10 protein-coding genes and 1 tRNA gene are annotated in these 13,099 nt (G+C 66.7%); 8 read left to right on the top strand and 3 right to left on the bottom strand.

The window, feature by feature from the left end:
• Positions 1-14 precede the first annotated feature (14 nt).
• Together glmU and G6N15_RS03420 are read right to left on the bottom strand one after the other, a co-directional pair.
• Complete coding sequence (gene glmU / locus G6N15_RS03425; RefSeq protein ID WP_083088520.1) at positions 15-1,490, bottom strand: bifunctional UDP-N-acetylglucosamine diphosphorylase/glucosamine-1-phosphate N-acetyltransferase GlmU; 1,476 nt, start codon at positions 1,488-1,490, stop codon at positions 15-17.
• A 121-nt stretch (positions 1,491-1,611) separates the two neighbouring features.
• Positions 1,612-1,683 (bottom strand) — tRNA-Gln (locus tag G6N15_RS03420).
• Positions 1,684-1,796: 113 nt separating this feature from the next.
• Here G6N15_RS03420 and G6N15_RS03415 point away from each other — a divergent pair.
• Positions 1,797-2,390, top strand: a complete 594-nt coding sequence (locus G6N15_RS03415; protein ID WP_163748242.1) for a TetR/AcrR family transcriptional regulator — start codon at positions 1,797-1,799, stop codon at positions 2,388-2,390.
• A gap of 4 nt (positions 2,391-2,394) precedes the next feature.
• Here the strand turns inward: G6N15_RS03415 and lysA are convergent, their stop codons facing one another.
• Positions 2,395-3,699, bottom strand: a complete 1,305-nt coding sequence (gene lysA, locus G6N15_RS03410) for a diaminopimelate decarboxylase (RefSeq protein WP_083088518.1) — start codon at positions 3,697-3,699, stop codon at positions 2,395-2,397.
• 205 nt (positions 3,700-3,904) lie between these two features.
• Between lysA and mfd the strand changes: the two genes are divergently transcribed.
• The 7 genes from mfd to G6N15_RS03375 all read left to right on the top strand — a co-directional run bounded on the left by mfd (position 3,905) and on the right by G6N15_RS03375 (position 13,084).
• On the top strand, positions 3,905-7,537 hold the full coding sequence (gene mfd, locus G6N15_RS03405; protein ID WP_083088517.1) for a transcription-repair coupling factor: 3,633 nt from the start codon (positions 3,905-3,907) through the stop codon (positions 7,535-7,537).
• Between the two features lie 31 nt (positions 7,538-7,568).
• Positions 7,569-8,627 (top strand): nucleoside triphosphate pyrophosphohydrolase, encoded by a 1,059-nt coding sequence (locus G6N15_RS03400; protein WP_083088516.1) that lies wholly within the window; start codon positions 7,569-7,571, stop codon positions 8,625-8,627.
• A 251-nt stretch (positions 8,628-8,878) separates the two neighbouring features.
• The gene (locus tag G6N15_RS03395; RefSeq protein ID WP_083088515.1) at positions 8,879-9,610 is read left to right on the top strand and encodes a lytic transglycosylase domain-containing protein; all 732 of its coding nucleotides are present in this window, start codon (positions 8,879-8,881) and stop codon (positions 9,608-9,610) included.
• Between the two features lie 84 nt (positions 9,611-9,694).
• On the top strand, positions 9,695-10,984 hold the full coding sequence (gene eno, locus G6N15_RS03390) for a phosphopyruvate hydratase (protein WP_083088514.1): 1,290 nt from the start codon (positions 9,695-9,697) through the stop codon (positions 10,982-10,984).
• A gap of 15 nt (positions 10,985-10,999) precedes the next feature.
• Positions 11,000-11,665, top strand: a complete 666-nt coding sequence (locus G6N15_RS03385) for an FtsB family cell division protein (protein ID WP_083088513.1) — start codon at positions 11,000-11,002, stop codon at positions 11,663-11,665.
• Positions 11,658-12,149, top strand: a complete 492-nt coding sequence (locus G6N15_RS03380) for a DUF501 domain-containing protein (protein WP_083088512.1) — start codon at positions 11,658-11,660, stop codon at positions 12,147-12,149. Before G6N15_RS03385 ends, G6N15_RS03380 begins: the two co-directional genes overlap by 8 nt.
• The gene (locus G6N15_RS03375) at positions 12,140-13,084 is read left to right on the top strand and encodes a Ppx/GppA phosphatase family protein (protein WP_139797889.1); all 945 of its coding nucleotides are present in this window, start codon (positions 12,140-12,142) and stop codon (positions 13,082-13,084) included. The genes G6N15_RS03380 and G6N15_RS03375 overlap by 10 nt, the downstream gene beginning before the upstream one ends.
• Positions 13,085-13,099: the final 15 nt, after the last annotated feature.

The following is a 13,099-nucleotide window of genomic DNA, read 5'->3' as shown; positions in this document are numbered from 1 at the left end:
TAAGGAGAGAAACATCAAGGTGTCTGGTCGGGTTCATCCGGGTCGTTTACGGTGGCCTGCGCCTTCTCGGCGGCCTTGGCGGCCGCGCTGCCCGGGCGCTTGCGCTGCACCCAGTTCTCGATGTTGCGTTGCGGGCCTGCCGACACCGCCAACGCCCCGGGTGGGACGTCGTGGCGCACCACCGTGCCGGCACCGGTGTAGGCGCCATCGCCCACGGTGACCGGCGCGACGAACATGGTGTCGGAGCCGGTGCGCACGTGGGAACCGATGGTCGTGCGCTGCTTGGTCTCGCCGTCGTAGTTGACGAACACGCTGGAAGCGCCGATATTGCTGTACTCGCCGATGTCGGCATCGCCGACGTAGGTCAGGTGCGGCACCTTGGTGCCGGTACCGATCGTGCAGTTCTTGGTCTCGACGAACGCGCCCAGTTTCCCGTCGGCGCCCAAGACGGTGCCGGGCCGCAGGTAAGTGAAGGGCCCGACCGCCGCGCCGTCACCGATTGACGCCGAGGTGCCGTGAGTGCGGATCACCGACGCGGCCTCGCCGACGGCCACATCGGCCAGGGTGGTGTCCGGGCCGATGGTGCAGCGTCCGCCGATGCGCGTGCGGCCGAGCAGCTGTGTTCCCGGCGCGATGACGGTGTCCCGACCGATGGTGACGTCGACGTCGATCCAGGTGGTGGCGGGATCGGCGACGGTGACGCCGGCCAGCTGGTGCCCGGCGACGATGCGGCGGTTGAGCTCGGCAGCCAGCTCGGCCAGCTGGACTCGGTTGTTCACTCCGGCGACCAGCACGCTGTCGTCGACGTGCCGGGCGTGTACGGTCCGCCCGTCTTGGCGGACGATCGAGATCACGTCGGTGAGGTAAAGCTCGCGCTGGGCATTGTCGGCGGACAGCCGGCTCAGCGCCGAGCGCAGCGCCGCGATGTCGAAGGCGTAGACCCCGGCGTTGACTTCACGAATCTCCCGCTGGGACGGTGTCGCGTCGGCTTGCTCGACGATCGCAATCACTTCATTGTCTTGGGTCCGCAGGATGCGGCCGTAGCCGGTGGGGTCGCTCAGCGTCGTGGTCAACACGGTGACCGCGACCGGTTGGGCACGGTGCGCGGCGATCAGGTCGGCCAGGGTGTCGGCATCCAGCAGCGGAATATCGGCCGAGGTGACGACGACGACGCCGCTGTAGTCATCGGGCAGCGCAGAAAGTCCACACAGCACGGCATGTCCTGTGCCCAGCTGCTGATCCTGCATCGCCACGTCGATCGGGCGACCCAGCGTCTCGGCCAGTTCGGCGACGACGGGCGCGATGCGCTCGCGGTTTTGGCCCAGCACCACGACCAGGTGCTGTGGTGCCACCTTGGCGATCGAATGCAGGCAGTGCGCCAACATGCTGCGCCCGGCGAGCGTGTGCAGCACCTTGGGGGTGTCTGAACGCATCCGGGTTCCGGCTCCCGCTGCCAACACCAGGACCGCCGATTCGCCGTGAGTTGTCATCAAGCCTCCCCGGCTTTCCGCCCGGCCTTCCGCCGCGAGTGTGCGTGTTTGTACGCCGACACGCCGTCAAGCGTGTCATTTTCCGCACGCTCGCGGCAAAAAAGCGCGGTATATGGGCCAGCTCCGTCGCCAGGACTCGAACCTGAACTCTCAGAACCAAAATCTGATGTGCTGCCGATTACACCACGACGGATCGATGTGGCGAGCGGTCGACTACCGCCAAGGACCGCGTCCACTCTAATGCAAGCCGATACGCTGGTAGCCGTGGCAGCACCAGACAAAGAGGTGCGGACGCCCCGGGCCAGGATGACCGGCAGCGAGCGACGGCATCAACTGATCGATATCGCACGCTCGCTATTTGCCGAACGCGGCTATGACGGGACCTCGATCGAAGAGATCGCATTGCGGGCCAACGTGTCCAAGCCGGTGGTCTACGAGCATTTCGGCGGCAAGGAGGGGCTGTACGCCGTCGTCGTCGACCGCGAGATGTCGGCGCTGCTGGACGGCGTCACGTCGTCTTTAACCAACAACCGGTCGCGGGTGCGCATCGAGCGGGTTGCTCTGGCGTTACTGACCTACGTCGAGGAGCGCACCGACGGGTTTCGCATCCTCATCCGCGACTCCCCGGCAGCGATCACCTCGGGCACCTATTCCACCCTGCTCAACGACGCCGTCAGCCAGGTGTCGTCGATCTTGGCCGGGGACTTCGCCCGCCGCGGCCTCGACCCGGAAATGGCGCCGCTGTATGCGCAGGCGCTGGTCGGCTCGGTGTCGATGACGGCGCAGTGGTGGCTGGACACTCGGGAACCGAAGAAAGAAGTCGTCGCCGCGCATCTGGTCAACCTGATGTGGAACGGCTTGACCCATCTCGAAGCCGACCCACGCCTGCAGGACGAGTAGCCGCCTAACCCCTGTCGCGCGCCAGCAAGTCTGCTGTCGTTTCGCGGCGCACCAGTTCACGGGTCCGCCCGTCTTTGACCGCCACCAGCGGCGGCCGGCCGACCATGTTGTAGTTCGACGCCATGCTGTGGTTATAGGCACCCGTGCAGGCCACGGCCAACAAGTCGCCGGGATGCAGGTCGGCGGGCAGCTCGATATCGCGGGCGATCTCGTCGCCGGCCTCGCAGTGCCGCCCCGCCACCGTGACACGTTGCCTTCGTCCCAGCGGGTGCCGGTTAGCGAGCGCCACGGTGTGTTTCGCGCCGTACAACGCCACTCGCGGGTTGTCGCTCATCCCGCCGTCGACGACGACGAAGGTCCGCCCATCCGGCTGCGTCTTCACCGCACACACCCGATACAGCGTGACACCGGCGCGCCCGCTGATGCCCCGGCCCGGCTCGACCACCACGACCGGACGCGGGAACCGCTCAACGGCACACGCCGCGTCCAGCGCCTCGTCGATCACGCCGGCCAGCTCGTCGACGTCGAGTTCGGGGTCACCGGGCAGATACGGAATGCCATGGCCGCCACCGATATTGAGCTCAGTGAGGATGACGCCGTGTTTGGCGCGAATGTCGGCCGTCGCGGCGACCATCCGGCGAATCGCTTCGCCGTAGCTGGCCGGATCGGTGACCTGCGAGCCAAGGTGGCAGTGCAGCCCGATCAGGTCGAGGTTCGGGTGGGCCAGCACACGCGCCACCGCCTCGGCGGCCTGGCCGCCGCCGAGGACGTCCCCGTTGGCCGAGAAGTCTGGGGTCACCCGGATGAGCACCCGTTGGCGTCGGCTGGCCAACCCCGCCAGGTACGTGATCTCCATGCAGGAATCCACCACGATGCGCCCGACCCCGACGCGCACAGCGGCACGCAGTTCCTCGATCGATTTCGCGTTGCCGTGCATGACGATGCGGGCCCGGTCCACGCCACCGGCTATCGCGGTTGTCAGCTCGCCGGCCGAGCAGACGTCAAGGCTCAACCCCTCTTCGCGGACCCACCGCGCCACCGCGATGCTCAGCAGCGACTTGCCGGCATAGACGACCTCAGTGCCGCGCAGCGCCTGGCGGTAGTGCCGGGCCCGATATCTGAAGTCAGCTTCGTCGATCACATAGGCCGGGGTGCGGAACTCGTCGGCGATGTCCGTGAGCGGCACGTCGCCGATGCACAGCCGGCCCTCCTCGTCGGCGTGCGCCGTGACCGGCCAGATGGCCGGATCGAACCGCGGGGGAGCGGCATAACCGATGGACGGCAAAACATCCACCAATGTTGTGGTCATGCTTCCACGGTGCGTTCGGCCGTCGTCGGATGCCGCTGCCCTAACGAATCTTTGACGGCGCCGAGCCCGAAATTGACGGAGTTTTGCAGCGACCGAACGCGTCATTCGCCCGGCAGTCGTAGCGCCGCGTCCGCGGTGTGGCGGCGATCACCTGAGTTGGCCAGAGCCGCAACGTGAATCGAACGAAGCATAGAATGGCCGCATCATGACCGCACCGGGGTTTGCCCGACCAGATACCCCGATCGCGGGGCTCGTCGACTTGGCGCTGAGCGCGCCGACATTCCAGCAACTCATCGACCGGGCAGCCGATCGACCCGCCGAATTGAGCCTGGTCGGACCGGCCAGCGCACGCGTATTCGTGGCCAGCGCGCTGGCTTGCCAGGGTCCGCTGCTGGTGGTTACCGCCACCAGCCGCGAAGCCGACGACCTGACCGCCGAACTGTGCGGCGTCTACGGCGACGCGGTGGCCAAGTTTCCGTCCTGGGAAACCCTGCCGCACGAGCGCCTCTCACCGGGCGTGGACACCGTGGGCGCTCGTCTTATGGTGCTGCGCCGGCTGGCTCGCCCCGACGACGCCCGGCTCGGGCCGCCGCTGCGGGTGGTGGTGACCTCGGCGCGCTCGCTGCTGCAGCCGATGACACCGCGCTTGGGCGACATCGAGCCGCTCACCCTTTCCATCGGTGACGAGGTTGCGTTCGAACACGTCATAGCCCGGCTGGTCGAGTTGGCCTATACCCGGGCGGACATGGTCGGCCGGCGCGGAGAGTTTGCGGTGCGCGGCGGGATCCTCGACGTCTTCCCGCCGACCGCCGAACACCCGGTACGCATCGAGTTCTGGGGTGACGAGATCACCGAGATGCGGATGTTCTCGGTGGCCGATCAACGCTCCATTCCTGAGGTCAGCGTCGACACGCTGGTCGCGGTGGCCTGCCGGGAGCTCCTGCTGTCCGACGACGTGCGGAGCCGGGCCGCCGCATTGGCCGGAAAACATCCCGCGGCCGAGCGCACAGTCACCGGCACCGTCACCGACATGCTGGCCAAGCTGGCCGAAGGCATTCCGGTCGATGGCATGGAGGCGCTGCTGCCGGTCTTGCGTCCCGACGACTTGACTTTGCTGACCGACCAGTTGCCGCAGGGCACTCCGGTATTGGTCTGCGATCCGGAAAAGGTGCGCACCCGCGCCGCCGATCTGATCAAGAGCGGCCGCGAATTCCTCGAAGCCTCATGGTCGGTGGCCGCGATCGGCGGTGATGCGCCGGTCGACGTCGAGCAGCTCGGCCGATCGGGATTCATCGAATTCGACGAGGTGCGCGCCACCGCACGCAAGGCGGGTCATCCATGGTGGACGCTCAGCCAGCTCTCCGACGAGTCCGCGATCGAACTCGAACTGCGCGCGGCCCCGTCGGCGCGTGGCCATCAGCGCGACATCGACGAGATCTTCGCGATGCTGCGCGCCCAGGTCGCCACCGGCGGACACGCTGCCGTCGTTGCGCCCGGCGCCGGTACCGCGCAGCGCGTGGTCGAGCGACTCGCCGAATCCGACACGGCCGCAACGTTATTGGAGCCGGGTGCTGCGCCGAAGCCCGGTGTGGTCGGCGTGCTCAAGGGCCCGCTGCACGACGGCGTGATAGTGCCCGGCGCGAATCTCGTAATCATCACCGAGACCGACCTCACCGGTAACCGGGTGGCCGCCACCGACGGCAAGCGCCTGGCGGCCAAGCGACGCAACGTGGTCGACCCGCTGGCGCTGAACCCGGGCGACCTGGTCGTGCACGACCAGCACGGCATCGGCCGGTTCGTCGAGATGACCGAACGCACCGTCGGCGGCGCGCGCCGCGAATACCTGGTGCTGGAATACGCCTCAACCAAGCGCGGCCAGCACGACACCGACAAGCTCTACGTGCCGATGGATTCGCTGGACCAGCTGTCGCGCTACGTCGGCGGCCAGGCGCCGGCTTTGAGTCGGCTCGGCGGCAGCGACTGGGCCAATACCAAGACCAAGGCCCGGCGCGCGGTGCGCGAGATCGCGGGCGAGCTGGTGGCGCTGTACGCCAAACGGCAGGCCACGCCCGGACATGCGTTCGGGCCGGATACGCCGTGGCAGGCCGAGATGGAAGACGCCTTCGGCTTCACCGAGACCGTCGATCAGCTGACCGCGATCACCGAAGTCAAAGCCGACATGGAAAAGCCGATCCCCATGGACCGGGTGATTTGCGGCGACGTCGGCTACGGCAAGACCGAGATTGCGGTGCGGGCAGCGTTCAAGGCGGTGCAGGACGGCAAGCAGGTCGCCGTCCTGGTGCCCACCACACTCCTGGCCGACCAGCATCTGCAGACGTTCACCGAGCGCATGTCGGAGTTCCCGGTAACCATCAAGGGCCTCTCCCGATTCACCGGGCCGGCTGAGTCGCGCACTGTGCTGGACGGCCTGGCCGACGGCACCGTCGACATCGTGATCGGCACTCACCGGCTGCTGCAGACCGGGGTGCGCTGGAAGGACCTCGGGCTGGTCATTGTCGACGAGGAACAGCGTTTCGGCGTCGAACACAAGGAGCACATCAAAAGCCTGCGAACCCACGTCGACGTGCTGACGATGAGCGCGACACCCATCCCGCGCACGCTGGAGATGAGCCTGGCCGGGATCCGGGAGATGTCGACGATTCTGACTCCGCCCGAAGACCGCTACCCGGTGCTGACCTATGTCGGGCCGCACGACGACAAGCAGATCGCCGCCGCGTTGCGCCGCGAGTTGTTGCGTGACGGGCAGGCGTTCTACGTGCACAACCGGGTCAGCTCGATCGAGCATGCCGCCGCCCGAGTCCGACAACTGGTGCCTGAGGCCCGCGTCGCCGTCGCGCACGGCCAGATGAACGAGGACCTGCTGGAACGCACCGTCCAGGGCTTCTGGAACCGCGAATACGACATCCTGGTGTGCACCACCATTGTCGAGACCGGCTTGGACATCTCGAACGCGAACACGCTGATCGTGGAACGAGCCGACACGTTCGGCCTGGCCCAACTGCACCAGCTGCGCGGTCGAGTCGGCCGCAGCCGGGAACGCGGCTATGCCTATTTCTTGTATCCGCCGCATGCGCCGCTGACCGAGACCGCCTATGACAGGCTGGCCACGATCGCCCAGAACAACGAGCTAGGCGCCGGCATGGCGGTGGCCATGAAAGACCTGGAGATCCGCGGCGCCGGCAATGTACTGGGCGTCGAGCAGTCCGGCCACGTCGCCGGGGTCGGCTTCGACCTGTACGTGCGCCTGGTGGGCGAGGCCGTGGAGGCCTATCGTGCGGCCGCCGACGGCAAGACCGTCACCACTGCCGAAGAGCCCAAAGACGTGCGGATCGACCTGCCGGTGGACGCGCATCTACCGCCGGACTACATCGCCAGCGACCGACTGCGACTGGAGGCATACCGCCGGTTGGCTGCCGCGGCCGACGACGCCGCCGTCGACGCCGTCATCGATGAACTCACAGACCGCTACGGCGCACTGCCCGAACCGGCCCAGCGGTTGGTGGCGGTGGCGCGGCTGCGCTTGTTGTGCCGCCGATTCGGCATCACGGAGGTATCCGCCCCGTCGGAGGCGACGCTGCGGCTGGCGCCGATGATCCTGCCGGATTCAGCACAGGTGCGCCTGGCGCGGTTGCATCCCGGCGCCCGTTACCGCGCCACCACGTCGACGGTGCAGGTTCCGATTCCGCGGGCCGGCGGCATTGCGGCGCCGCGCATTCGCGACGTCGAGCTGGTCCAAATGGTGGCGGACCTCGTATTGGCGCTCCATGGAAAGCCCCAGGCAGAAGTTGGTATAACGAATTCGGTACCGGCCCGGTGACGTTGCTGGCCGGGATTGAGGAGTGGCGCCCATGACTGTCGTCTTGGTCGACCCGCGCCGTCCGTCGTTGGTTCCGGTCGAGGCCATCGAACTGCTTAGCGGCGAGGTGCAATACACCGAGGAGATGCCGGTCGTCGTGCCCTGGTCGCTGCCTGCCGCCCGCCCGGCGCTGACCGGAGAAGACGCCCCGGTCTTGCTGTCGTCTGACCCCGACCATCCCGCAGTCACCGCACGATTGGCCGCGGGGGACCGGTTGATTTCGGCACCTGAGGCGCAGCGCGGCGAGCGATTGGTCGACGCCGTGGCGATGATGGACAAACTGCGCACGGCCGGCCCGTGGGAAAGTGAGCAGACTCACGATTCGCTGCGCCGCTATTTGTTGGAGGAGACCTACGAGCTTTTCGACGCGGTGCGAAGCGGCAATGCTGACGAGCTGCGCGAAGAACTCGGCGACGTGTTGCTGCAGGTCCTTTTTCACGCGCGGATCGCCGAGGACGCACCACAGCATCCGTTCACCATCGACGACGTCGCCGATGCGCTGGTGCGAAAACTGGGCAACCGCGTGCCGGGAGTGCTTGCCGGCGAGGAGATCTCGCTCGATGAACAATTGGCTCAGTGGAAAGAACGCAAGGCGACTGAGAAGTCGCGGAAGTCCGTGCTCGATGACGTTCCTACCGCGCAGCCTGCCTTGGCGTTGGCGCAAAAAGTGATTCAACGCGTTTACAACGCCGGTCTACCGGCCGACCTGATCCCTGAGTCCATCACGTCGATCGCGGTTGCAGCCGACGGCGACGCGGAAAACGCGTTGCGCTCAGCTGTTTTGGAGTTCATGGATACTGTCCGCGACACCGAGAAGGCGATTGCCGCGGGGCGGCGCGGTGACGACATTCCCGAGGAGCTCGACGTCACTCCGCTCGGTGTCGTAACTGAAGAAGAGTGGCGCGCTTACTGGCCACCTGTGCCCGGCGAGTCAATGATCGAGGAGTCCGTCGAGCAGCCGGCTGCTGACCCACCGGACCCGGCTGCGGTCGCGGTGGAGGAAGCGGCAGTTGACGGCGAAGGCGATCGATCTGGCACTGAGCCGCAGTAGGGCCTGCCGCGCCCGGGCACGGCAGTTTTGCGTACCATTAGCCAGCTCGATGCGCAGCCACCGCGGTGATGATTGCTAGTTTGGCGGGTGGTCCTCGCCGCGCATTGAGTTCAGAGTTGCTGTGTGCAGTCATGGTTAACCCATCGGGCCCTGCAAATCGACGATGTTTGCGCGCGTTGGCGGGCGGTAAAGGCCACTACGGCAAGTCACATGGGACGATGGTCGTGACCACGAGTGGTTGAGGGAGTTTTGTGTCGCCGGTGCGTTGGCTGCGGGCGGCCGCCGTAGTGGGGGCGGCGGCGTTGCTTTTAGCGTCGAGTTGTACGTGGCAGCTCGGCACCTATATCCCCAAGGGAGTGCCGCCGCCGGCAGGGGCTCCGGTACCGCCTGTGGACACGCATGCCAAGGGTCGGCCTGCCGATCAGTTGTACGGCTGGGCGGTGGAGCGCAGCGAGGCGCTGAAAATTCCGGTTATTGCGCTGGAGGCCTACGCCTACGCTGCGCGCGTGGCCGAGGTCGAAAACCCGAACTGCCGTATATCGTGGACGACTTTGGCCGGCATCGGTGAAGTGGAGAGTCACCACGGCACGTACCACCATGCGACGCTAGCCCCCAATGGCGATGTGCGCCCGCCTATTCGGGGCGTGCGCCTGGACGGCAGCGGTGGCACGCTGCACATCGTCGACACCGATGCAGGTGGCCTCGCCGACGACGACGGCACGGTTCGGGCAATGGGGCCGATGCAGTTCATTCCCGAGACGTGGCGGTTGTACGGCGTCGACGCCAACAATGACGGAATCATTAGTGTCGACAACATCGACGACGCTGCCCTCTCGGCTGCTGGCTATCTATGTTGGCGCGGAAAGAATCTCGCGACGCCCAAAGGATGGATGACGGCCCTGCGGGCCTACAACGATTCCGACGTCTATGCGCGCGCCGTACGTGACTGGGCTACGGCCTATGCGTCGGGTCACCCACTGTGAGTGACCTGGCGCAAGCAGCCTCTAGGCTACTGCTGGTAGCGACGGACGCCCAGGCGCCAGCCTGAACGACGCAAGGAGAATTCAGTGCCGATTATCGAGCAGGTCGGGGCCCGCGAAATCCTCGATTCTCGCGGCAACCCGACGGTCGAGGTTGAGGTCGCCCTGATCGACGGGACATTCGCGCGGGCAGCTGTGCCGTCCGGCGCGTCGACCGGTGAGCACGAGGCCGTGGAGCTGCGCGACGGCGGCGACCGCTACGGCGGCAAAGGTGTGAAGAAGGCCGTCCAGGCGGTTCTCGACGAGATCGCGCCCGCTGTGATCGGGCTCAATGCAGACGACCAGCGGCTGGTCGACCAGGCGCTGGTGGATCTGGATGGCACGCCGGACAAGTCCCGGCTGGGCGCCAACGCGATCCTCGGTGTCTCGCTTGCCGTCGCCAAGGCCGCCGCGGATTCCGCCGAGCTGCCGCTGTTCCGCTATCTTGGCGGCCCGAACGCGCACATCCTGCCGGTGCCGATGATGAATATCCTCAACGGCGGCGCGCACGCCGACACCGCCGTCGACGTGCAGGAGTTCATGGTGGCCCCGATCGGGGCGCCCAACTTCGCCGAGGCACTGCGCTGGGGCGCCGAGGTGTACCACGCGCTCAAGTCGGTGCTCAAGAAACAAGGTCTCAGCACGGGGTTGGGTGACGAGGGTGGCTTTGCGCCCGACGTGGCCGGCACCAAGGCAGCGTTGGATCTGATCAGCCTGGCCATTGAGTCGACGGGCCTGAAACCAGGCGCCGACGTGGCGTTGGCGCTCGATGCGGCAGCCACCGAGTTCTTCGCCGAGGGCACCGGCTACAACTTCGAAAGCCAGACTCTCACCGCGGCGCAAATGACAGATTTCTACTCGGAGCTTCTCGGCACCTATCCGTTGGTATCCATCGAAGACCCTCTCGCCGAAGATGATTGGGACGGATGGGCAGCGCTGACGACCTCGATCGGTGACCGCGTGCAAATCGTCGGTGACGACATCTTTGTCACCAACCCTGAACGGCTCGAAGATGGTATCGAGAAGAACATCGCAAATGCCTTGCTGGTCAAGGTAAACCAGATCGGGACGTTGACCGAAACACTGGACGCGGTGGCGCTGGCGCACCACAGCGGATACCGCACGATGATGAGCCACCGCAGTGGCGAAACCGAGGACACCACAATCGCCGATCTCGCAGTGGCCGTCGGGTGCGGGCAGATCAAGACCGGCGCACCGGCGCGCAGCGAGCGCGTCGCCAAATACAACCAGCTGCTACGGATCGAGGAAGCGCTGGGCGACGCCGCCCGCTACGCCGGCGACCTGGCATTCCCCCGATACGTACCGGAACCCAAGTAGCCGGCTTCGACCTCGATGTCCGAAGGGAAGCGGCCCGATCCCAAGCGACGGTCCCCGGCCTCGCGGCCGGGCCGACCCCGCGATTCGGTGCCGAGCCCCCGGCGCAAGTCGCCGGGTTCGCCTCGGGGTCGCGGTGAGTCCCGGGCGGCGCCGGAACCGGTCGCAGAGCCCATCAAGCGGTCGATCATCGAGTCGGCTGAGCAGCGCTCCGAGCAGCGGCTGGGGTTTACCGCGCGGCGGGCGGCGGTGCTGGCCGCCGTGGTGTGCGTGTTGACGTTGACGATCGCCGGTCCGGTACGCACTTATTTCGCTCAGCGCACCGAGATGAATCAGTTGGCCGCCACCGAGGCCGCGCTGCGTCGGCAGATCGCCGAGCTGGAGCAGCAGAAGGTCAAGCTGTCGGATCCGGCGTACATCGCGGCGCAGGCCCGTGAGCGCCTCGGCTTCGTGAAGCCCGGCGACATCCCGTATCAGGTCCAGCTTCCGCCGTCGGCGGCATCACCCACCGAGCCCGGGCCGCAAACGGCGACCACCGCCGCCAATCAACCGTGGTACACGGCGTTGTGGCACACCATCGCCGACACCCCGCACGGTCCGCCCGCGCCGCCGCCACCACCGGGTCCGGCCCCACCTCCATCCCCGGGCTCCGGACCGACTCATCCGGTACCGCCCGGTGGTTGATTGTGCCGACCTCGAGGCGATTGCGCGGCAGCTCGGCCGCGAGCCCCGTGGGGTATTGGAAATCGCTTATCGTTGCCCCAACGGTGAGCCAGGTGTGGTAAAGACAGCGCCGAAACTTCCTGACGGAACGCCGTTTCCGACGTTGTACTATCTCACGCACCCGGTGCTGACCGCCGCTGTCGGCCGCCTGGAATCGGCAGGGCTGATGCGGCAGATGACCGAGCGGCTGCGCCACGACCCCGAACTGGCCACCGCCTATCGACGAGCCCACGAGTCATACCTGGCCGAGCGTGATGCGATTGAGCCGCTGGGAACGACGGTTTCGGCCGGCGGTATGCCGGACCGGGTGAAGTGCCTGCATGTGCTGGTAGCACATTCGCTGGCCAAAGGCCGCGGGGTCAATCCGCTCGGTGACGAGGCGCTGGCGATGCTGTCCACCGACCCCGCGATGGCCGGCATTCTGGTGGCGGGGGAGTGGATATGAGCCGGGTAGCCGCAATCGACTGCGGCACCAATTCAATTCGGTTTTTGATCGCCGACGTGGTCGAGGGGCATCTGCGCGACGTCCACCGCGAGATGCGCATCGTGCGGCTGGGTCAAGGAGTTGACGCGACCGGTGCGTTTGTGCCCGAGGCGCTGGAGCGTACCCGCGCCGCGCTCGTCGACTACGTCGCTCTACTGAAGTCACACAATGTCGAGCGGGTGCGCATGGTCGCCACCTCGGCCGCCCGCGACGCCGCGAATCGCGATGTCTTCTTCGCGATGACCGCCGAGGTGCTAGGTGCCGCGGTTCCGGGCGCAGTGGCCGAAGTGATCACTGGCGCCCAGGAAGCCGAACTGTCTTTTCGCGGGGCGGTCGACGAATTAGATTGCGCTGCAGGGCCTTTCCTGGTCGTGGACCTGGGCGGCGGCTCCACCGAAATTGTGTTGGGGCACGAGGAACTAGCGGCGAGCTTCTCGGCCGACATCGGTTGTGTCCGGCTGACCGAACGATGCCTGCACTCTGATCCGCCGACGCCGGCGGAAGTGGCGGCTGCCCGGGAAGTGGTTCGTGAACGGCTCGGCGTGGCACTGCGTGCAGTCCCGGTCGAGCAGGCCCGGACGTGGGTGGGGGTGGCCGGGACCATGACGACACTAGCGGCGTTGGCGCAAGATATGGCTACGTATGATTCTGCGGCCATTCATCTTTCACGTGTCGGCCACGAGAAACTGATGGGGGTCTGCGACCGGTTGATCGGTATGACGGCAGGACAGCGCGCCGCGCTCGGTCCGATGCACGCCGGTCGGGCGGACGTGATCGGCGCCGGCGCGATCATCGTCGAGGAGCTGGCCGACCTGCTGCACCAGCGCGCCGGCATCGAGGAGTTGGTCGTCAGCGAACACGACATTCTCGACGGCATCGCGCTCTCGATCGCCTGACCCGTCTGCACGTCG

Source organism: Mycobacterium noviomagense (genome assembly GCF_010731635.1).
Taxonomy (GTDB): domain Bacteria; phylum Actinomycetota; class Actinomycetes; order Mycobacteriales; family Mycobacteriaceae; genus Mycobacterium; species Mycobacterium noviomagense.
Note: the sequence above shows the minus strand (reverse complement) of the source record. Positions and strands in the feature narration are given on the sequence as shown.

Coding starts and splice junctions, on each gene's coding strand:
- glmU (WP_083088520.1), bottom strand. CDS start 1,490: ATGACAACTCACGGCGAATCGGCGGTCCTGGTGTTGGCAGCGGGAGCC.
- G6N15_RS03415 (WP_163748242.1), top strand. CDS start 1,797: ATGACCGGCAGCGAGCGACGGCATCAACTGATCGATATCGCACGCTCG.
- lysA (WP_083088518.1), bottom strand. CDS start 3,699: ATGACCACAACATTGGTGGATGTTTTGCCGTCCATCGGTTATGCCGCT.
- mfd (WP_083088517.1), top strand. CDS start 3,905: ATGACCGCACCGGGGTTTGCCCGACCAGATACCCCGATCGCGGGGCTC.
- G6N15_RS03400 (WP_083088516.1), top strand. CDS start 7,569: ATGACTGTCGTCTTGGTCGACCCGCGCCGTCCGTCGTTGGTTCCGGTC.
- G6N15_RS03385 (WP_083088513.1), top strand. CDS start 11,000: ATGTCCGAAGGGAAGCGGCCCGATCCCAAGCGACGGTCCCCGGCCTCG.